19 protein-coding genes are annotated in these 19059 nt (G+C 38.2%); all 19 read right to left on the reverse strand.

Translation table 11 applies throughout. The features are described 5' to 3' along the window. Positions 1–2: 2 nt before the first annotated feature. The 19 genes from flgD to sucC all read right to left on the reverse strand — a co-directional run bounded on the left by flgD (position 3) and on the right by sucC (position 18894). Positions 3–653 carry a flagellar hook assembly protein FlgD gene (flgD, locus tag AA0X71_RS14420; RefSeq protein WP_413356001.1) on the reverse strand — a complete coding sequence of 217 codons (651 nt, stop codon included), beginning with the start codon at positions 651–653 and terminating at the stop codon, positions 3–5. Between the two features lie 11 nt (positions 654–664). Further along, complete coding sequence (locus tag AA0X71_RS14425) at positions 665–1987, reverse strand: flagellar hook-length control protein FliK (RefSeq protein ID WP_413356002.1); 1323 nt, start codon at positions 1985–1987, stop codon at positions 665–667. A 51-nt stretch (positions 1988–2038) separates the two neighbouring features. After that, entirely contained in the window at positions 2039–2626 is a 588-nt protein-coding gene (locus tag AA0X71_RS14430; protein WP_413356003.1) for a MotE family protein, read from the reverse strand. An 8-nt stretch (positions 2627–2634) separates the two neighbouring features. Beyond that, positions 2635–3078, reverse strand: a complete 444-nt coding sequence (fliJ, locus tag AA0X71_RS14435; RefSeq protein WP_413356004.1) for a flagellar export protein FliJ — start codon at positions 3076–3078, stop codon at positions 2635–2637. Then, positions 3075–4400 carry a flagellar protein export ATPase FliI gene (gene fliI, locus AA0X71_RS14440; protein ID WP_413356005.1) on the reverse strand — a complete coding sequence of 442 codons (1326 nt, stop codon included), beginning with the start codon at positions 4398–4400 and terminating at the stop codon, positions 3075–3077. Before fliI ends, fliJ begins: the two co-directional genes overlap by 4 nt. A 1-nt stretch (position 4401) precedes the next feature. Then, on the reverse strand, positions 4402–5175 hold the full coding sequence (gene fliH, locus AA0X71_RS14445; protein WP_413356006.1) for a flagellar assembly protein FliH: 774 nt from the start codon (positions 5173–5175) through the stop codon (positions 4402–4404). Beyond that, a complete protein-coding gene (fliG, locus tag AA0X71_RS14450) occupies positions 5159–6175 on the reverse strand; it encodes a flagellar motor switch protein FliG (RefSeq protein WP_413356007.1) in 1017 nt (338 codons plus the stop codon). Before fliG ends, fliH begins: the two co-directional genes overlap by 17 nt. A gap of 12 nt (positions 6176–6187) precedes the next feature. Continuing rightward, positions 6188–7786, reverse strand: a complete 1599-nt coding sequence (fliF, locus tag AA0X71_RS14455; protein ID WP_413356008.1) for a flagellar basal-body MS-ring/collar protein FliF — start codon at positions 7784–7786, stop codon at positions 6188–6190. A 57-nt stretch (positions 7787–7843) separates the two neighbouring features. After that, entirely contained in the window at positions 7844–8155 is a 312-nt protein-coding gene (fliE, locus tag AA0X71_RS14460) for a flagellar hook-basal body complex protein FliE (RefSeq protein WP_413356009.1), read from the reverse strand. A 15-nt stretch (positions 8156–8170) separates the two neighbouring features. After that, positions 8171–8620 (reverse strand): flagellar basal body rod protein FlgC, encoded by a 450-nt coding sequence (gene flgC, locus AA0X71_RS14465; RefSeq protein ID WP_413356010.1) that lies wholly within the window; start codon positions 8618–8620, stop codon positions 8171–8173. Positions 8621–8622: 2 nt separating this feature from the next. Next, entirely contained in the window at positions 8623–9018 is a 396-nt protein-coding gene (gene flgB, locus AA0X71_RS14470) for a flagellar basal body rod protein FlgB (RefSeq protein WP_413356011.1), read from the reverse strand. Positions 9019–9361: 343 nt separating this feature from the next. After that, positions 9362–10141, reverse strand: coding sequence for a GTP-sensing pleiotropic transcriptional regulator CodY (gene codY / locus AA0X71_RS14475; protein WP_413356012.1), 780 nt, complete (start codon positions 10139–10141; stop codon positions 9362–9364). Between the two features lie 111 nt (positions 10142–10252). Further along, a complete protein-coding gene (gene hslU / locus AA0X71_RS14480) occupies positions 10253–11659 on the reverse strand; it encodes an HslU--HslV peptidase ATPase subunit (protein WP_413356013.1) in 1407 nt (468 codons plus the stop codon). A 2-nt stretch (positions 11660–11661) separates the two neighbouring features. Beyond that, complete coding sequence (gene hslV / locus AA0X71_RS14485; RefSeq protein ID WP_413356014.1) at positions 11662–12213, reverse strand: ATP-dependent protease subunit HslV; 552 nt, start codon at positions 12211–12213, stop codon at positions 11662–11664. Between the two features lie 23 nt (positions 12214–12236). Next, positions 12237–13139 carry a tyrosine recombinase XerC gene (gene xerC, locus AA0X71_RS14490; RefSeq protein WP_413356015.1) on the reverse strand — a complete coding sequence of 301 codons (903 nt, stop codon included), beginning with the start codon at positions 13137–13139 and terminating at the stop codon, positions 12237–12239. 247 nt (positions 13140–13386) lie between these two features. Beyond that, a complete protein-coding gene (gene topA / locus AA0X71_RS14495) occupies positions 13387–15465 on the reverse strand; it encodes a type I DNA topoisomerase (protein WP_413356016.1) in 2079 nt (692 codons plus the stop codon). A gap of 349 nt (positions 15466–15814) precedes the next feature. Further along, the gene (gene dprA, locus AA0X71_RS14500) at positions 15815–16675 is read right to left on the reverse strand and encodes a DNA-processing protein DprA (protein WP_413356017.1); all 861 of its coding nucleotides are present in this window, start codon (positions 16673–16675) and stop codon (positions 15815–15817) included. Positions 16676–16745: 70 nt separating this feature from the next. Further along, the gene (gene sucD, locus AA0X71_RS14505) at positions 16746–17648 is read right to left on the reverse strand and encodes a succinate--CoA ligase subunit alpha (RefSeq protein ID WP_413356018.1); all 903 of its coding nucleotides are present in this window, start codon (positions 17646–17648) and stop codon (positions 16746–16748) included. A gap of 85 nt (positions 17649–17733) precedes the next feature. Next, entirely contained in the window at positions 17734–18894 is a 1161-nt protein-coding gene (sucC, locus tag AA0X71_RS14510) for an ADP-forming succinate--CoA ligase subunit beta (RefSeq protein WP_413356019.1), read from the reverse strand. Between the last annotated feature and the right edge of the window lie 165 nt (positions 18895–19059).

A 19059-nucleotide genomic window follows, 5' to 3' on the forward strand; every position in this document is an offset into this window, starting at 1 on the left:
TTTTATTCAATTTTCGTCATTTGTTGTGAAGTAATCTTTGTCTCGTTTTCATCATCCAGTTGATACAAAATTTTTCCATCCTTGATCGAGACCGATTTTACAAGTGCTGATATCTCTTCCTTCGATTCGTTTAAATAGGTGACCATTTTTCCAATTAACATACTCGCTTGGATAAGGTTGTTTTCACCAGATACCGAAGAAGAGCCATTTACGCCAGAAATATTGGCTGGTTCCAGAACGGTTCCATCCTCAAGAATTAATTCGACAGTTCCATTTTTAAATTGTACTGATTCGACTTTGCCTCTTCCTTCAAGAATGTCCGGTGCAGCATTGGGATCATCATCTGAGTAGGAAAGCTTATGCCAATTTACTTCCTTTCCTATAAATTGATTGTAGGAAATTAGATTGTTCTGCTCTTGTGTACTAACAAAGCTTTGCAGGGCAGTACTCATATTCGTCATTTGCTCTAACGAAGAAAACTGAGCCATTTGCGCAATAAACTCTCGGTCTTCCATCGGACTAGTTGGATCTTGGTTTTGCAATTGAACCATTAAGATTTTAAGGAAATCATCCTTACCTAGAACATTGGAGCCTGTACTCCTTGTCTGCTGTTGAGATGATAAATATAAAGATGAATCAATTGTATTTGTCATCTGTTCACCTCCTATACTTTCTGATTTATAAGCGCTTCTTCCAATGATGTAACGAAAGTATGTTCCTCAGCGCCTGAGTTACTTCCATTATTTTGCTCTGGTTGTTCTTGTTGCTGCTGTTGCTGTGATTGTTGCTGTTGCTCTTTGTTCAAAAATCGCTCCATCGACTGATTAGCAGATTGGGCAATCTCAAGTTTGTCTACTAGAATGTTTTGTGAAGCAAACGCATGCTTTAAGCCTTGAATATGTGATTCAAGCGTCTCTTTCGCAAGCTTCGTTGTCGCTAATATCTTAGCAACCATCCCTGCATCTTTTTGAATAAGCTCGATTCTTAAAGCCCCTAAGTGTTCAGGGTTCAATTTAATCAAAAGCTTCTGAGTTCCAACAACGTTAGAAAATTGACTTTTTGCCAAAATATTTTCAAATTGCTTGATTAAATCGTTTGTTCCAGTTGGTTTTCCTGATTGTTGGAGTGTCATCGTAAATTGCTCAGCCTTTGATATTTGATGGAATTGAACTATACCATTAACAGGCTCGTTCTTTACTGACAAAGATTTAGATTCAGTAGAAGATTCTCCGAGAAGCTTGCCTATAAGATGCTTCTTATTTTGATTAAGCTCCGAAGCTACGGATGAGAATGTTTTTAGTAAATATTCCTGCCTGCTATTTTGCTTTGTGAAATCATCCTTTTGAGTTAAATTGGCTGATTCTAAAAATCCTTCAAATTTTTTCGTTAGTTGCTGGACCAAGTCTTTAAGCTGCCTTTGATCATTATTCACGTTTTGTTCTGGTGCAAGTAGCTCAAATATTTTAACTATTTTCACAAGCTGAACCATATCTTTTTGGGCAGCACCCTTAAGTTCATCAAGTGGCATGGAGTTAAATTGAGTCAAAATCGCTAACAAATCTTCTACTTTGATTTCTTCAGCTTCAGATTGATTTGGTTCAGAAATCTCACCTTCAATCGGCATGCTTGAACTTTGCTGGAATGACTGGATTAATTCCTTTACATTCACATTCGGTTCGATTGTTTCAGCAATGATTTGCAGTAATTCTTCAGGATTACTCGCTGCTTGAGCTTGTTTCAGTAAATTCAACCCATCTTCTACATCAAGAATATCCTCTGCACCTAGAAAATCAATTAGAGCAACTAGTTCATCTGCTGGGATATCAAGAGAACGTTCCTCTGCTAAAGGATTATTTATGCCTTGAGATGTGCTTTCAGATAGGAATAAGCCAACAAGACCTTTAAAGCCGCTTTCTTCCGTAGATAGCGTCCCTTCCTTTACTGATGACGAGATCGTATTAAAGAAACCAATACCTCCGATTTCCATTTTTTCACCTCCTTTCAAGTTATCACACTATTCAAACGAATAATCCATTGATTATTCATTTGTTAGCAATTCTGTATATTTCGCTGCCTCTTCCGGCTGGAGATTTTCCATAATGGCTGCTAGATTGTCTGACTTTATACTTGAAAGTATTTGCAATGCCTCTTGCTCTTGCATTTGTGAAATAATGGGAGCAGCTTTTTTTGCAGACATCGTCTCATAGGTTTTGACAATATCTTTAAAGGCGCGTTTATTTTCGTCTTGAATCGCAAGTAACTCATCGATTTGCATTTGAAGTTGCTCAATTTCTAAATTAGTCCGCTCAATCTCTGTGTCTTTTCCCTCGAGCTCTGTTTGAAGCTTTTCAATTTGAGCTTCCTTATCCTGTATTTGGCCTTCAAGCTCAATTGTATTAGCTTCTAGTTCCTCCATCGTTTGATTAGGCTCTTCGTTTATCATCTCAGAAAGAAACGGAACTTTTTGACTGTATTCCTTCGCCTTTTCAAATACATTAATGCCAGCAACAGAGAATACAATCAGCATAACTACGACCAGAAATAATAATGGGATAAGGCCCGTGTAGAGAAACCATTGAAACTTATTCGCTTTTTTTTCTACTATTTTCTCGGCTGTCTTTGCCATCAAATCACCTAGCTTCCCCGGTTCATATAGACTTGAATCGAGATATCATCCATTTGCTTATTCTCGGTTGTCTTTAAGGATTTGAGAAATTGTACGAAATCCTTTTCACGAATTTTTTCAAATTTTTTCACTTCAATGTTTTTTTCCATTAGTTTTTCTTGAAATAAACTCATTCGATTTCGAGCATTTATAACCATTTTTTGATAGTGATTAATTGTTTTTTCAAGATTCCCAATAAATTGCTGATGATGTCGAATTTCTACAATCGATAGACCACTCTTTAGACCTTTAGATTGAAAATCCTCAAGCTCTTCTTTTTTTCTTAATAGCTCATATAACTTTTCGGCAACTTCTTCAAATTTTTTAACGGCATCCTGGTAAGAAGATAAAGCCTCATCCTTCTCCCTTTCCTTCAAAGCTAGTACTCTTGCAAATTTATACTGATAAGTCATCGGATCATCTCACCTTTTCCCATTAACTCATAGAGCGCCTTTAAGCTATCTTGAAATGATGCCTTCTCATCCGTTTCCTGTTTTAAGAAGCGGATAATTTCTGGATATAAACGAATGGCTTCATCAATTGGTCTCGAGGAACCCTTTTTATAGGCTCCGATATTGATTAGATCCTCTGAATTCATATAAGTGCTCACAAGCTCTCTTAGCTTTTCTGCCGATTTACGATGTTCTTCAGGAACGACATTGTTCATAACTCGACTTACGCTTTTTAAAACATTGATGGCTGGATATTGGCCTTTATTAGCCAGGTCCCGATCTAAGACGAAATGTCCGTCCAGTATTCCACGCACCGTATCTGCGATAGGTTCGTTCATATCATCACCATCTACTAAAACGGTATAAAATGCCGTGATGGAGCCTTTCATATTTGTTCCCGTTCTTTCCAATAACTTTGGAAGTATCGCAAAAACGGAAGGAGTATATCCTTTCGTTGTAGGCGGTTCACCTATCGCAAGCCCTACTTCACGCTGTGCCATCGCTACCCTCGTTACCGAGTCCATCATCAACATGACATTCAAACCTCGGTCGCGAAAGTATTCAGCAATTGCCGTTGCCGTAAGTGCTCCTTTAATCCTCATAAGAGCTGGTTGATCTGAGGTCGCCACTACAACTATCGAACGCGCCAAACCTTCAGCTCCTAAATCTCGTTCAATAAATTCCCTTACCTCACGACCACGTTCTCCGATTAAAGCAATTACGTTTAAGTCTGCTTTCGTATTTCTAGCAACCATTCCAAGTAAGGTACTCTTTCCAACACCACTTCCGGCAAAAATACCGACCCTTTGTCCTGTACCGACTGTTAATAACGAATCGATCATTCGAACACCCACTTCTATCGATTCAGAGATAGGTGGTCGTTTTAATGGATTAGGCGGCTCTTGCTCTGTCAATACCGGTGTGAGCCCCTTTGGCAATTCTTCACCATCTAAAGGTTGTCCCATCGAATCAAGAACATTGCCGATTAAATCTGGTCCGATTTTAATTTCGAGTGGCTTATGACTAGCCTCCACGAAACTACCAGGAGAAATGTCATTGACTGTTGTATAGGGCATTAAGATAATATTTTCATCTTTAAAACCGACTACTTCAGCTTTGATTTTTCTTTTCTGTTTATGGCCGACATGGATATAGCAAACATCACCAATCGAACTTTCTGGACCTTGAGATTCAATCATAAGTCCCACAACTCGTTTGACTCTACCGTAGTGTTTGTATGTGTCTATTTGGTTTATTTGCTCTAATACGTCAGCTAATTTCACTTTATTCACTCTCCAACAATTCGAATAGCTTTGCTTTAATCTCCAAAAGCTGTTGGTCTACGCTTGCGTCAATTCTTCCATTGGCTGACTCGATGATGCAACTATACTGTGATAACTCTCCATCTGGATAAATATAAACTTCCGTCTCTTTCGGGAAAATTTTGATCAAATCTTCTTTTTGAGACAGTAAAAATTCATAATGCAGCGGATTTACATGTAATTGCACTTCACGATACTCTCTCGCTTCCTTAAGTGCTCGCTTCACAATACTTATAAAGTGCTCCAATTCCCCATTAAGATGTTCGCCAAGGATTCGCTCAGCCACTTTCAAACCTATTTCTAAAATCATTGTTTCAGATTGTTCAATTGTTCGATGGTAATCTGCCTTCGAGCTTGTGACGGTCTGTTTTGCCTGATCAATCAATTCGAGCATTTCTCGATACCCTTCATCTTTACCTAGGAGAAAACCCGCTTCATAACCGCTTTTCTTCGCCTGTTGAGTTAGTAGTACAAGCTCTTCTTCCCACCGAATTCTTTCTTGTTGTAATTGCTCCTGCAGTTGCTTTTGATGAGCATTTGCCTCAGCAATAATTTGGTTTGCTTGTTTCTTTGCCTCGTCTAACATGGCTTGTTGTTGCATGGAGATTATATTGTTGGACGGCTCTAGATTACTCTCTTCAGATTTTGTCTTAAACTTTCGAATCGAGATCACTTTATTTTCCTGCTGTTCACTAGTTGAGCAGCTAGATTTAATAAGCCTAGACAATAATATCATCCCCTCCGCCACGAGCGACTACGATCTCACCAGATTCTTCTAATCGGCGAATAATCGCAACAATTCTAGATTGGGCCTCTTCAACATCACGTAAGCGAACAGGACCCATATATTCCATTTCATCTTTAAATGTCTCAACCATACGCGTTGACATATTTTTATATACAATGTTTTTCACTTCGTCACTTGATACTTTAAGTGACAGCATGAGGTCTTCATTTTCACAGTCACGGATAACCCGTTGAATGGCTCGACTATCAAGAGTAACAATGTCCTCGAAGACAAACATCCGTTTCTTGATTTCCTCAGCAAGCTCTGGATCTTGAATTTCTAAAGCATCTAAAATCGTTCTTTCCGTAGCTCTATCTACCCCATTAAGCACTTCTACCACTGCCTCTACACCGCCAGTTTGCGTATAGTCTTGCGTAACAGTTGAAGATAGCTTTCGTTCCAAAATCTGCTCAACTTCATTAATGATTTCTGGAGATGTACTGTCCATTACCGCAATCCTTCTAGCCACATCCGCTTGCATTTCCTGTGGTAGTTCTGAAAGAATTTGCCCCGCTTGAGTAGAGTCCAAATAGGACAAAATTAAGGCGATTGTTTGCGGATGTTCATTTTGAATAAAATTCAAAATTTGTGCTGGGTCTGCTTTTCTTGCAAAATCAAATGGACGAACTTGTAAAGAGGAAGTCAGCCTATTAATGATAACTGCTGCTTGTTCCGTTCCAAGAGCTTTCTCAAGAACGGTTTTCGCATAGCCAATACCACCTTGAGAAATATAATCTTGAGCCAATGCAATATTATGGAACTCCTCCATAATTTCCTCTTTCGAATGCGAGTCAACTTTTTTAACACCGGAAATTTCTAAAGTTAATTTTTCAATTTCTTCTTCACTTAAGTGTTTATAAACAGACGCAGATACATCAGGTCCAAGTGATATGAGGAGAATGGCTGCCTTTTGCTTACCTGTTAATTCTCTTTGTTCTCTTTTTGCCAACTGTCAAACCTCCTAGTCTTCCGAGATCCACGTCCTTAATAATTTCGCAAAGTCTTCAGGACTTTCTTTTGCCATTTTCTCAAGCTGCTTTCTTCTTAAGCTTCCTTCAGTTTCTTGTTCTTCATTTACATCAGGTATATTAACTTGTGGCCCATTATCGTAGATTTCTTCCATTTCTGCTTCTTTCTCACGTTTTTTACGAGCACGTAAAAATAAGAAAATAAGAAGGATAATAATCAGAATTAATGCTCCACCTAAGGCATATACCCACCAAGGTAATACCGTTTGAGGTTCAGTTGTAAATTGTGTCTTGCCATTAAATGGTTGAACGGATACGACTACTTTATCTTGTATGTCTTCATCCGTTAATTCTCCATCGACAGTATCCTTATTGATGGTTGTTCGTACGATTGTACTTAACATTCTCGTGATATCGTCTACTCTCTCCTGTGGCAGAGAAGTTTCATCATCAGCAACTGGAGGTTCAACCATCACTTGAATTCCTATGTCTCTTATTTTATATGGACTTTCGACTATTTCTTTGCGGATTTTATTTACTTCACTATTAATCGTCTCTTCAATTCTTTCATAATCACCATTTCCACCTGCTCCAGCTTGGTACGTACCACCTAAAGCATCAGCTGGGTCTTCAGCTGCCGGAACACCACCTGCTCCAGCACCTTCACCAGTGAAAGTCTCGGTAATTCTCTGGGCACTAATCGCAATTCCTTCCATATTCTCTTCATCAACTGGAGTAACAATATTTTCTTCACGATTTTCTTGTGTAAAATCGATATCTGCTGTTACCGAAACAACGACTTTATCTTGACCCATTAAAGTACCAAGCATGCTTTGAACTTGGCGTTGTACATCACGTTCGATTTCTTTTTTAATCTCATTTTGAGCAGTGAAAATATCTCCCGAAGAATTTCCATCTTTTTTTAGATCAAAATACTCAAAGTTTTGGTTAGAGATGACGATATTATCTGTAGAGAGGTTCGGCACACTTTTTGAAACAAGATGGTATAAAGCATTGATCTGCTTTTCTTCAAATTGATAACCAGGCACGGTATTCAATATAATTGCTGCAGTAGCCTCTTCTTTTGCATCATTAACAAAGATTCCTTGAGTAGGAAGCGTGATCATCACTCGTGCATCCTTAATTCCTTCAACACCTTTTATTAAATTTGCAAGTTCTGTCTGCATAGCATCAAGCTTCATGACATTAAACTCATTATCAGTCATACCAATTCCAGCATTTTGACTGAAAAACGAATAATCAATGCCTCCTGACTTTGGCAACCCTTCAGCAGCTAGTTCCACGATCAGAGTGTCTGCTTGTTCTTCGGGAACACTAATGGTCGTGCCCCCATCCGAAATTTCATACTTTATTCCTTTCCCGTCTAGGTTTTCTTTAATTGTACCTATTTCGGTTAAAGATAAATCTTTATATAAAGGGACCATATTGGTTCTCGTTGCAAACACTATGACCAAGGAAAGAACGATGATTAATAACAGAATAGATCCGATCATGATCATCTTGTGTTGTTTAGAACGCCCATTCCAGTATTCTTTTAAATTGTTTATATATCTCTGAAACGATACTGTCATTCCCCATCCCCCGGTTGTTCTGTCTAATTGGAATAAATCACATATTCTCCACGTCTACTAAACTTGCATTCTCATAACTTCTTGATATGCTTCAACGACCTTATTTCGAATTTCCATTGTTGCTTGCAGAGTGACGCTTGCTTTTTGACTTGCGATCATGACTTGATGTAAGTCAACATTCTCTCCTTTTGCTAACTTTTCGGTCATAACGTCAGATTGAACTTGCGCTTCATTTACTTTTTCAATTGATTGTTTAAGTACGGACGCAAAACTCTTTTGTGCTTCGTATGGTGTAAGCGAAGAGGTCTTAACCTCATTATTATTTATTGGCAATACTTTCGATACATTCGGAAACGATATATTATTCATTTAGGATGGCTCCTTTTATTTTCCAATTTCTAAGGCTTTCATTAACATTCCTTTAGATGCATTCAAGACTGTAACGTTTGCTTCATAAGAACGTGTTGCACTGATCAAGTCAACCATCTCTCTTAATGGATCAACGTTCGGCATCTGCACATAGCCAAATTCGTTGGCATCAGGATGTTCTGGATCATAAACTTCTTTAAAAGGAGTATCATCCTCGACAATTCTCGAAACTTGAACTCCACTTCCAGCTTCATTCTTATTCATGGCTACATTCAAAAACGAAGAAAAACCGCCCTCCTTCGGTTGAAGCTCAACCGACTTACGACGATAAGGAACCCACTCTCCATTTACTTGAGTTGCTCTTGTGGAGTCCACATTAGCCATATTAGATGAGATGACATCCATTCTTAATCTTTGTGATGTCAATGCTGAAGCAGAAGTATTCATGCTATGGAAAATAGACATTCTTATTTACCTCCTTTTATGACCGATTGCAACGTCTGGAACTTCCCGCTAATTCTTTCCGTCAATGCGTTGTAATAGATTTGGTTTGTAGCCAAATCTGCCATTTCTTTGTCGATATCAACATTATTTCCATTATTGTTATATGCTGTATCTTTATTCGTTGTAATAGTGATTCCCGTTGATGAGCTACCTTGAAAATCAAAATGTCTCATATCCGTTCGCTTTGCTGTCATTGAAGCATGTTGTGCATTTTCTAAAGCGGATTTAAAGCTAACTTCTTTAGCCTTATAATTAGGAGTGTCAGCATTTGAGATATTTTGAGCAATTACCTTCTGTTTAGTGGAAGAATAGTTCAATGCATTCTCTAATGTTGAAATAGTATTCGAAAACAGCTTCAATTTTCTTCACCCCCGTCATTATAATTTAACCGTGTTAAGGAATTTTGTAGAAGAATGTAATATTTAGATGAAAAATGTAACACATACTTAATTGTAATGAATAAGAAATAATATGTCTATGATATAATCGTTAAAAAAAATGGGAGTTATGACCTGTTTTCGCTAATTTTTCTCAACTTCATATTAAATGGAAGAGATAACAGCCCTACTTTAGAATCATTATTAATATTGATTATGACATGATTTACGCATATGCTTACATAAATTATAAGTCCATTTTTTTACAAAATTCGACTTTTTTCAAACGTAAAAAACCCTCCTACTTGAGGAGGGTTATATGTGATTAATTTGTTCTAAGTTTGTCTAACTCAACAAGGAACTTATCATTTAATACTTTAATATATGTTCCCTTCATACCTAATGAACGTGATTCAATAACGCCAGCACTTTCAAGCTTACGAAGTGCATTGACGATTACAGAACGAGTAATTCCTACACGGTCAGCAATTTTTGAAGCCACTAGCAAACCTTCATGACCATTTAACTCTTCAAAGATATGCTCAATTGCTTCTAGTTCACTATATGAAAGTGAGCTAATCGCCATTTGAACAACCGCTTTACTGCGAGCTTCTTCTTCAATTTCTTCTGCTTTTTCACGAAGAATTTCCATTCCTACTACAGTAGCACCGTATTCGCCAAGGATTAAATCGTCATCGTGAAATTGTTCCTGTAGACGAGCCAAGATTAATGTACCTGGTCTCTCTCCACCACCAATTATCGGAACAATTGTTGTTAAACCATTTTGAAATAATTCCTTATTTTCCACTGGAAAAGCAGTGTACTCACTATCAATATCAAGGTTTGATGAAGTTTCCTTAATGTTGAAAAGATTGTTTGTATACTCTTCAGGAAATTGACGATCTTCAAGCATTTTAATCATACGGTCATTTTCAATCTTTTGGTTTACTGCAAAACCTAACAGCTTACCGCGTCTACTTACGATGAAGATATTCGCTTCAATTACTTCACTCAATGTTTCAGACATTTCTTTAAAGTTTACTGGCTTACCTGCTGCTTTTTGTAATAACGCATTAATTTTTCTTGTTTTTGTTAATAAATCCATTGTTCTTCCTCCTATTTCCTTACAACCGTTGTTGCTTCGAAAATTTTAATATTTATTACATGAGTCCTTTTTCATTACAACTGATACCCGAGAACTTGTTCTCATACTTTCCTATAAAATAAATTGGCTAAGATCTTTATTTTTGGAGATTGCCCCTAATTTGTCTTCCACATATTGCGGTGTAATCGTCACTTTTTCCATCGTAATATCTGGAGCTTCAAAGGATAAATCCTCTAATAATTTTTCAAGGATGGTATGCAGACGTCTTGCCCCAATGTTATCAGTATTTTGATTTACTTCGAATGCTACTTCTGCAATCTTACGAATAGCATCGTCAGAAAATTCAATTTGTATACCTTCGGTCGCTAACAATGCTTCATATTGTTTAATTAATGCATTGTCAGGCTCAATCAAAATTTTAAAGAAATCTTCAACTGTTAGTTTTGTCAACTCCACACGAATCGGAAAACGTCCTTGAAGTTCAGGGATTAAATCTGACGGTTTTGCGATATGGAATGCCCCGGCTGCCATGAATAAAACATGATCCGTTTTTACAGAGCCGTATTTTGTCACAACAGTCGAACCTTCCACAACAGGAAGAATATCTCTCTGAACACCTTCTCGAGATACATCAGCAGAGGACCCACCTTGATTTTTACTTGCAATTTTATCAATTTCATCTATGAAAATGATCCCAGATTGCTCTGCTCTAAATACAGCTTCTTGTGTGACCTCATCCATATCAATAAGCTTTTGAGCTTCTTCATTTGTTAAAACATTTCTTGCCTCTTTCACAGTAAGCTTACGCTTTTTCCTTTTCTTAGGCATAAGTCCGCTCAAAGCGTCTTGCATATTCATTCCCATTTGCTCCATACCGGAGCCCTGCAACATATCAAACATGGAGGGCTGTTGTTCTTCAACCTCAACTGTCACAACTTCGTTTTCCAAATCACCCATCGCAAGCTTTTCTCTAACAATTTTTCTTTTTTCCTGAATATTATATTCTTCAGATGGATTTGTTTCTTGCTCTTGTTGGTCCGCTCCGCCACCAAAAAGCATTTCGAGCGGATTCTTATAACTACTTGTCTTTTTCGTTGAAGGGACTAATAAATCGATAAGTCTTCTATTAGCATTTTCTTCAGCTCGTTCTTTAACACTTAACATTTTTTCTTCTTTCACAAGTCTCACTGAAGTTTCAACCAAATCTCGAACCATTGACTCAACATCTCGACCGACGTAACCAACCTCAGTAAACTTCGTCGCTTCAACTTTTACAAATGGCGCTGAGACAAGCTTTGCCATTCTTCTAGCGATTTCAGTCTTACCAACCCCAGTTGGTCCAATCATTAAAATGTTTTTAGGACTAATTTCATCTCGAAGCTTCTCATCCAGTAAACTGCGACGATAGCGATTTCTTAATGCCACAGCAACAGCTTTTTTCGCGTCCTTTTGACCGATTATGTATTGATCCAAACGTTCTACAATTTGCCTTGGAGTTAAGTTTTTTTCTTTTGACATCATTACATTCCCCCTAGCTCTTCAACAATTATATTTTCGTTCGTATAAACACATATTTCAGCAGCAATTTGTAAAGCAGATTTAGCAATTTCTTTTGCTGTTAAGTGATCACCAGAATACCTTTTCAGTGCTCTACCCGCAGATAGGGCGTAATTCCCTCCAGAGCCGATGGCTAACACACCGTCATCTGGTTCGATTACTTCACCTGTTCCTGATATTAATAGGATGCTGTCTTCATTCATCACAATCAACATTGCTTCAAGTTGGCGTAGCATCTTATCACTTCTCCACTGTTTCGCAAGTTCAACAGCAGCTCTTTGAAGATTCCCGTTATACTCTTCAAGCTTAGCTTCAAACATTTCAAAAAGTGTAAAGGCATCTGCCACTGAACCAGCAAACCCCGCTAATACTTTACCATTAAACAGTTTTCTAACTTTTCTTGCTGTGTGCTTCATCACAACCGCATTGCCAAATGTAACCTGACCATCTCCCGCCATTGCAGATTTGCCTTTATGTTGTACTGCGAAAATCGTGGTCGCATGAAATTGATTCATACAGATTCCTCCTTTGTGGGACTCTAAGCCCTCGGATGATGTTCCATATACGTCTTTTTCAAATAATCGTTTGTCACATGGGTATAAATTTGAGTTGAAGACAAATTTGCATGTCCCAGTAATTCCTGAACGGTTCGCATATCAGCCCCATTATTCAAGAGGTGGGTTGCAAATGAATGTCTCAATTTATGCGGGTGTATTTTCCCGTGTAAGGATGATTTCTCAACAATACTGTTTAGAATGGTTCGCAAGCCTCGAGTCGTTAGTGGTCCACCGCGAAAGTTCACTAGTAGAACATCATGTGATTTCTTATTCTGCTTCATGATGGCTTCTCTGCCTTCTACTATGTATCTTTCCAATGCCTCTTCGGCGAAACTACCGAAAGGAACGTAACGGTCCTTTCTTCCCTTCCCATGAACCAAAAGCGTAGACAAATCCATATCTATGTCCTGCAAGCGAATACTACAGCATTCACTTACCCTAATTCCAGTTGCGTAAAGTAATTCAAGTATGGCTCTATTTCTTTGACCTATCGGATCACTAGTGTCACACGCTTGAAAAAGAATCGCTAATTCTTCTTCATAGAAAAAATTAGGCAACCTTTTTTCTACTTTTGGAATCGAAACTCCAGCAAACGGGTTTTGTGAAACTAGCTTTTCCCTTAGTAAAAATTTATAGAAACTCCGTAAACTAGATATTTTCCTCGCAACAGACTTTCTTGAAAGCTTTTGATTGAATAGTTTTGTTAAAAACAACCTTACGTCCGAATACTCAATTTCCTCAAAATCAGCGATAGATTGTTCAGACATGAACAATCGAAAATCTATCAGATCCCCATGATAGTACTCGATCGTATACTGGGAATAGTTCTTTTCAATTTGTAGGTATTGTAAAAACAGCTTCGTGGCAACCTCGTCTTTACCCAACTTTATTCACCTCACAGGGCATAGCTATTCAATATTAGCACAATAATAATCCCTACGCAAGAAAATTTACAAATTTTTCACAAAGTTCTGAATTGTCCTTCGGGTTTCTAAAAAACATGCTTACTTTTCTTTATTTTGCGATTCCTTCTGCATTTTATAATACGTTTGAAAAATAATAAAGTTTCAAGTAATTTCGCAGAGGAAATTTAATTACGCGCATTTAAAAGAGTGAGCAGTTGCTCACTCTTTAGCTTTGCGGCTCTTCCTTATAGTCGCAATTGACACATTGAACTTGAATTCCTTTTTTGAGCTTCTTCTCCACTAAGAGACTTTCACATTTCGGACAGCTCCGTGGTAAAGGTTTCTCCCAGGAAATAAAGTCACATTCAGGAAAACGATCACAACCATAGAAAATTCGGCGTTTTTTACTTTTTCTTTCTATAATGTTTCCTTCATGACATTTCGGACACTTAACTCCGATTTCTTTCACGATTGGTTTTGTATTGCGACAATCTGGAAAGTTACTACATGCCATAAATTTACCATAGCGACCCATTTTATATACCATCGGGCTGCCACACTCCGTACAATCTTCACCAGCTGGTTCGTCTTTTATCTCAACCTCAGCCATTTCTTTTTCAGCTTTCTCTAACTGCTTTTCAAAGCCTTGGTAGAAATCGTCGATGATTTTAACCCATTTTGTCTTTCCCTCTTCCACGTAATCAAGGTCCTGCTCCATTTTCGCTGTAAATTCAACATCGAGGATTTCTGGGAAAAACTCCATAATCAATTGTAAGACAATTTCTCCAAGCTCAGTTGGGATAAAACGTTTATTATCAAGAGCTACATAGCCTCTCTTTTGAATCGTATCCAGTGTTGGAGCAAAAGTAGAAGGTCGACCAATTCCGAGCTCCTCTAATGTTCGGACTAACCGTGCCTCCGTGTATCTTGGAGGAGGTTGGGTGAAATGCTGCTTCGGTTCAATATCCTTTTTCAGCACTTCGTCTCCTTCTTTTAGATCTGGAAGCATATTATTCTTACTCTCTTCCGCTTGATCATCAGTTCCTTCGACATACACCTTCATAAATCCAGCAAACTTAACTTTTGAGCCTGTTGCTCGAAAGACAACATCCCCGTTTTTCAAATCGACACTCATCGTATCCATGATTGCTGGGGCCATCTGACTGGCAACAAAACGCTCCCATATGAGGCGATACAATCTTAATTGATCACGGGATAAATACTCTTTCATCGTACTTGGTTCACGAAGTGTACTAGTTGGCCTGATTGCTTCATGGGCATCTTGAGCATTTGAATTCTTCTTTTCTTTCCGCTTCTCCGTTTGTAAAAACGAATCTCCATAAGTAGATTGAATATATTCTGCTGCTTCATTTTGAGCCAATTCCGAAATTCTTGTTGAATCCGTTCTCATATATGTAATTAAACCAACTGTACCCTCTTTCCCCAAATCAATTCCTTCATATAATTGTTGAGCAAGCATCATTGTTTTCTTGGCACGGAAATTTAATTTACGTGCAGCCTCTTGTTGTAAAGAAGATGTTGTAAAAGGAGCTGCAGGATTTCTTTTTCTTTCCTTTTTTGTAACGGAGGTTACGGTAAACTTATTCCCTTTTACTTGTTTTAAAATGGCCTTTACATCTTCTTCAGACTTCAGTTCCATTTTTTCTTTCTTTACTCCATAGAAACTAGCATCAAAAGAATCTTTCCCCTTTAAAAACTGAGCATCTATCGACCAATACTCTTCAGGTACGAATTCTTGAATTTCTCTTTCTCTATCCATAATGAGACGAACCGCAACAGATTGCACTCTACCGGCACTCAAGCCCTTTTTAACCTTTTTCCAAAGGAGCGGGCTAATGTTATAGCCAACGAGACGATCAAGGATTCTCCGCGCCTGCTGAGCATCGACTAGATCCATATTAATCGGACGTGGATGTTTAAAGGACTCCTTAATGGCATCCTTCGTTATTTCATTAAACACTACCCGACAATCAGAATGGATATCCATATCTAAACTATGTGCTAAATGCCAAGCAATTGCTTCCCCTTCACGATCCGGGTCAGCTGCGAGATAGATTTTCTTCGCTCTTTTGGCCGCAGTCTTTAACTCTTTTAAAATAGGCCCTTTACCACGTATCGTAATATACTTTGGCTCGTAATTATTCTCAACGTCAACACCAGTCTGGCTCTTTGGCAAGTCACGAATGTGACCCATCGACGCCTTCACTTTATATTTTTTTCCTAAATACTTCTCAATCGTCTTCGCCTTTGCCGGCGACTCAACGATCACAAGAAAATCAGACATCAATTGTCCTCCTTAAGAGGTAATTATATTAAACGATGGACTGTTTGTCCTTTAAAAAGGTACAATGTTAATCATCCCATTTATCAGCATTTCCCATCGAAAACATACATAAAATAGTTTATTCTTATTTTTTAAATATTCACTATTATTAAACAGATAAATATCGGTTGTCAAGAATAGTGTGTATTTAGCTGATGAAAACTTTAAAATAAATATGTAACACCTGATGCAAAATGTATACCAGTTTTAAGATAATTTCAACCTTTTTTCGAAAAATTTATTTTTTTGTTCACTTTATCGTGAGGGTTTTTAAAGATTTGGGTCTATTTTCACAACAAAATACGCTTAGTTAGTAAATAAGTTCATTCAATATATCTTCCCCGTTAAATACCAGTTTTGCCCCCTGCTGAATGAGTTCATTCGCTCCAATTGAATTAGCACTAAAAATGTTTCCTGGGAGGGCAAATACCTCTCTTCCTTCATTTACTGCCAAATTGGCTGTAATAAGAGAACCGCTTTTTTGTTTCGCTTCGACGATAAATGTTCCATTACTCATCCCACTTATAATACGGTTTCTCATCGGAAATTGCCATCTGGAAGGCATCCTATTAGGCGGATATTCTGATAAAACGAGCTGTTCTCTCATCATTTTTATCGCTAGCTCTTTATTCGTCTTCGGATAAATATGAAATAATCCTCCTGCAATAACGGCTATAGTTTGCCCACCAAGACGAATCGTTGTCTCATGGGCAAGCGTGTCGATTCCAGTTGCTAAACCACTTACAATGACAACTCCGCTTTTTATTAATGAAGGAAAAATGGATTCGATCGCTTTCTTTCCATATTCAGTTGCATTTCTTGAACCTACCACAGCTAGTTTTAGAGGTTGATTTAGCAATTCGATATTCCCTTTTCCATATAAAACCCATGGGGGTTCGTACGTTTCCTTTAAACGAGCGGGATACTCCTTATCAAAAATAGTAATCATATGGACTTGATTTAATTCATACTGATGGATCTGCTCACGAATGGAATGAGAGTGAAGGTCTTGAAGAAGTTTTTCTTGTACTTGGGGAGTGAATGAAGGGATCTTCTTTTGCTCGAAAAGTGTTGAAAGTTCGGGGTCATGCTTTAAGAGATGATAAATCGTTTTCCAGCCGATTCCTTTACAATGGTGTAAGGAAACGAGTCTTCGTTTAAATTCATCCATTAGGTATCCTCCTATAAATATGATAAAAGTTAGTCCCTCCAATCTGAAGAGACTAACTTGGCTCACTTAATTAATGTGTTTTGCAACTTTCATAAAGGCCCTTTTCTTTTAGGACTTTGATTAAAGTTTCGCCCATGACTGATGGAGTGTCTGCAACAGCAATTCCACACTCATTCATGACGCGAATTTTTTCATCTGCTGTACCCTTACCACCAGAGATAATGGCACCAGCATGGCCCATTCGCTTTCCTGGAGGTGCTGTACGCCCACCAATAAAGCCAACAACCGGCTTCGTCATGTTTGCTTTCACCCATTCAGCAGCCTCTTCTTCAGCCGTACCACCGATTTCACCTATCATGATGACAGCGTAAGTTTCAGGGTCTTCATTGAATGCTTTTAATACATCAATAAAGTTTGTACCATTAACTGGATCTCCACCGATTCCAACAGCTGTGGTTTGACCGATACCAGCTTCAGTTAATTGATGAACAGCTTCATACGTTAATGTACCAGAGCGAGAGACAACTCCTACATGACCTTTTGTATGAATGTAACCAGGCATGATTCCAATTTTACACTCATCAGCTGTGATCACACCTGGGCAGTTTGGCCCAACAAGGCGAGTTTTCTTTCCTTCCATATAACGCTTCACTTTTACCATATCTAATACCGGAATATGCTCTGTAATACAGATCGCAAGCTCAAGCTCAGCATCTACAGCTTCGAGAATAGCATCTGCCGCAAATGGAGCAGGTACGTAAATAACTGACGCTGTCGCACCTGTTGCCTCAACCGCTTCCTTGACCGTATTAAATACAGGTACTCCTTCTACCTCCATACCACCTTTACCAGGTGTAGTTCCCCCAACAATCTTTGTACCATATTCAAGCATTTGTTTTGTATGAAAAAGGGCTGTGGAGCCTGTAATCCCTTGTACAATTACTTTTGTATCTTTATTAATAAATACACTCACGAGACTTATCTCCTTTCTGATATATGTAATTCGACCTCTAGAGTCGTTCACATATGTGATCAATCCAACATTTATAAAATGTTTGTTATCCTACTAAACTAACAATTTTCTGCGCACCGTCAGCCATAGAATCAGCAGAAATGATATCAATATCTGATTCAGCAAGGATTTTCTTCCCAATTTCTACATTTGTTCCTTCAAGACGAACGACTAATGGCACACTTAGTCCCACTTGCTTAGCTGCCTCAACAACACCAGTAGCGATGACATCACATTTCATAATACCGCCAAAAATATTAACAAAAATACCTTTTACGTTTTGATCAGAAAGGATGATCTTAAATGCTTCGGTAACTTTTTCAGCTGTCGCACCGCCCCCAACGTCTAGGAAGTTAGCCGGTTCTCCGCCATAATGCTTAACGATGTCCATTGTCGCCATCGCAAGACCTGCACCGTTAACCATACAACCAATATTACCATCAAGTGAAATATAGCTTAAGTCATATTTAGATGCTTCGATTTCCTTTGCATCTTCTTCTTCAAGATCGCGGTATGCCAAAACATCTTTTCTACGATAAAGCGCATTTGAATCAAAATTTAATTTCGCATCCAATGCCATAACATCCCCGTCTCCCGTTACGACAAGCGGATTAATTTCGGCAATGGAGCAGTCTTTTTCAATATATGCTTGATAAAGACCCATCATAAATTTAACGGCTTTGTTCACCAATTCCTTTGGAATATTGATATTGAAAGCAATTCTTCTTGCTTGGAATGGTTGGAGGCCGACAACTGGATCGATCTCTTCTTTGAATATCTTTTCAGGAGTTTTCTCTGCAACTTCTTCTATTTCTGTTCCGCCCTCTTCAGAAGCCATCAGAACAACACGAGAAGTGGCACGATCTAATACAAGACCAACATAGTACTCCTTCTTAATATCGCAGCCTTCTTCAATTAATAAGCGTTTTACTTCTTTCCCCTCAGGACCTGTTTGATGTGTAACAAGAGTCTTGCCGAGTATTTCGCTAGCATATGTACGAACTTCATCTAAGCTCTTAGCAACTTTTACACCGCCTGCTTTACCTCGTCCACCAGCATGAATTTGTGCTTTAACGACACAAACTTCTGTTCCTAGTTCTTTTGCTGCACTGACAGCTTCTTCCACCGTGAAAGCCACTTTTCCGTTAGGAACGGATACCCCAAAGCTTTTGAGGATTTCCTTACCTTGGTACTCGTGAATATTCATTTCCCATCCTCCTTATTGTTGTAAAAGGATCTTAGATGACAACTTGCGACCTTTTACTAACACTTTCTAAAACTGGACTGCGCTTTCATTTTATAAGACTGAAAATAAGTTGTCTACCATTATGCCAAAAATAATAATTTTCTTTCTATTTCACGAACACAAACA

The sequence above is a fragment of the Robertmurraya phoenicis genome, assembly GCF_047302285.1.
In the GTDB taxonomy this organism is placed as follows: Bacteria; Bacillota; Bacilli; order Bacillales; family Cytobacillaceae; genus Robertmurraya.

What these genes read in the sequence shown, in the direction of transcription:
- flgD (WP_413356001.1), bottom strand. Translation starts at nt 653, where the DNA reads ATGACAAATACAATTGATTCATCTTTATATTTATCATCTCAACAGCAG.
- AA0X71_RS14425 (WP_413356002.1), bottom strand. Translation starts at nt 1,987, where the DNA reads ATGGAAATCGGAGGTATTGGTTTCTTTAATACGATCTCGTCATCAGTA.
- AA0X71_RS14430 (WP_413356003.1), bottom strand. Translation starts at nt 2,626, where the DNA reads ATGGCAAAGACAGCCGAGAAAATAGTAGAAAAAAAAGCGAATAAGTTT.
- fliJ (WP_413356004.1), bottom strand. Translation starts at nt 3,078, where the DNA reads ATGACTTATCAGTATAAATTTGCAAGAGTACTAGCTTTGAAGGAAAGG.
- fliH (WP_413356006.1), bottom strand. Translation starts at nt 5,175, where the DNA reads ATGATATTATTGTCTAGGCTTATTAAATCTAGCTGCTCAACTAGTGAA.
- fliF (WP_413356008.1), bottom strand. Translation starts at nt 7,786, where the DNA reads ATGACAGTATCGTTTCAGAGATATATAAACAATTTAAAAGAATACTGG.
- fliE (WP_413356009.1), bottom strand. Translation starts at nt 8,155, where the DNA reads ATGAATAATATATCGTTTCCGAATGTATCGAAAGTATTGCCAATAAAT.
- flgC (WP_413356010.1), bottom strand. Translation starts at nt 8,620, where the DNA reads ATGTCTATTTTCCATAGCATGAATACTTCTGCTTCAGCATTGACATCA.
- codY (WP_413356012.1), bottom strand. Translation starts at nt 10,141, where the DNA reads ATGGATTTATTAACAAAAACAAGAAAAATTAATGCGTTATTACAAAAA.
- hslU (WP_413356013.1), bottom strand. Translation starts at nt 11,659, where the DNA reads ATGTCAAAAGAAAAAAACTTAACTCCAAGGCAAATTGTAGAACGTTTG.
- hslV (WP_413356014.1), bottom strand. Translation starts at nt 12,213, where the DNA reads ATGAATCAATTTCATGCGACCACGATTTTCGCAGTACAACATAAAGGC.
- topA (WP_413356016.1), bottom strand. Translation starts at nt 15,465, where the DNA reads ATGTCTGATTTTCTTGTGATCGTTGAGTCGCCGGCAAAGGCGAAGACG.
- dprA (WP_413356017.1), bottom strand. Translation starts at nt 16,675, where the DNA reads ATGGATGAATTTAAACGAAGACTCGTTTCCTTACACCATTGTAAAGGA.
- sucC (WP_413356019.1), bottom strand. Translation starts at nt 18,894, where the DNA reads ATGAATATTCACGAGTACCAAGGTAAGGAAATCCTCAAAAGCTTTGGG.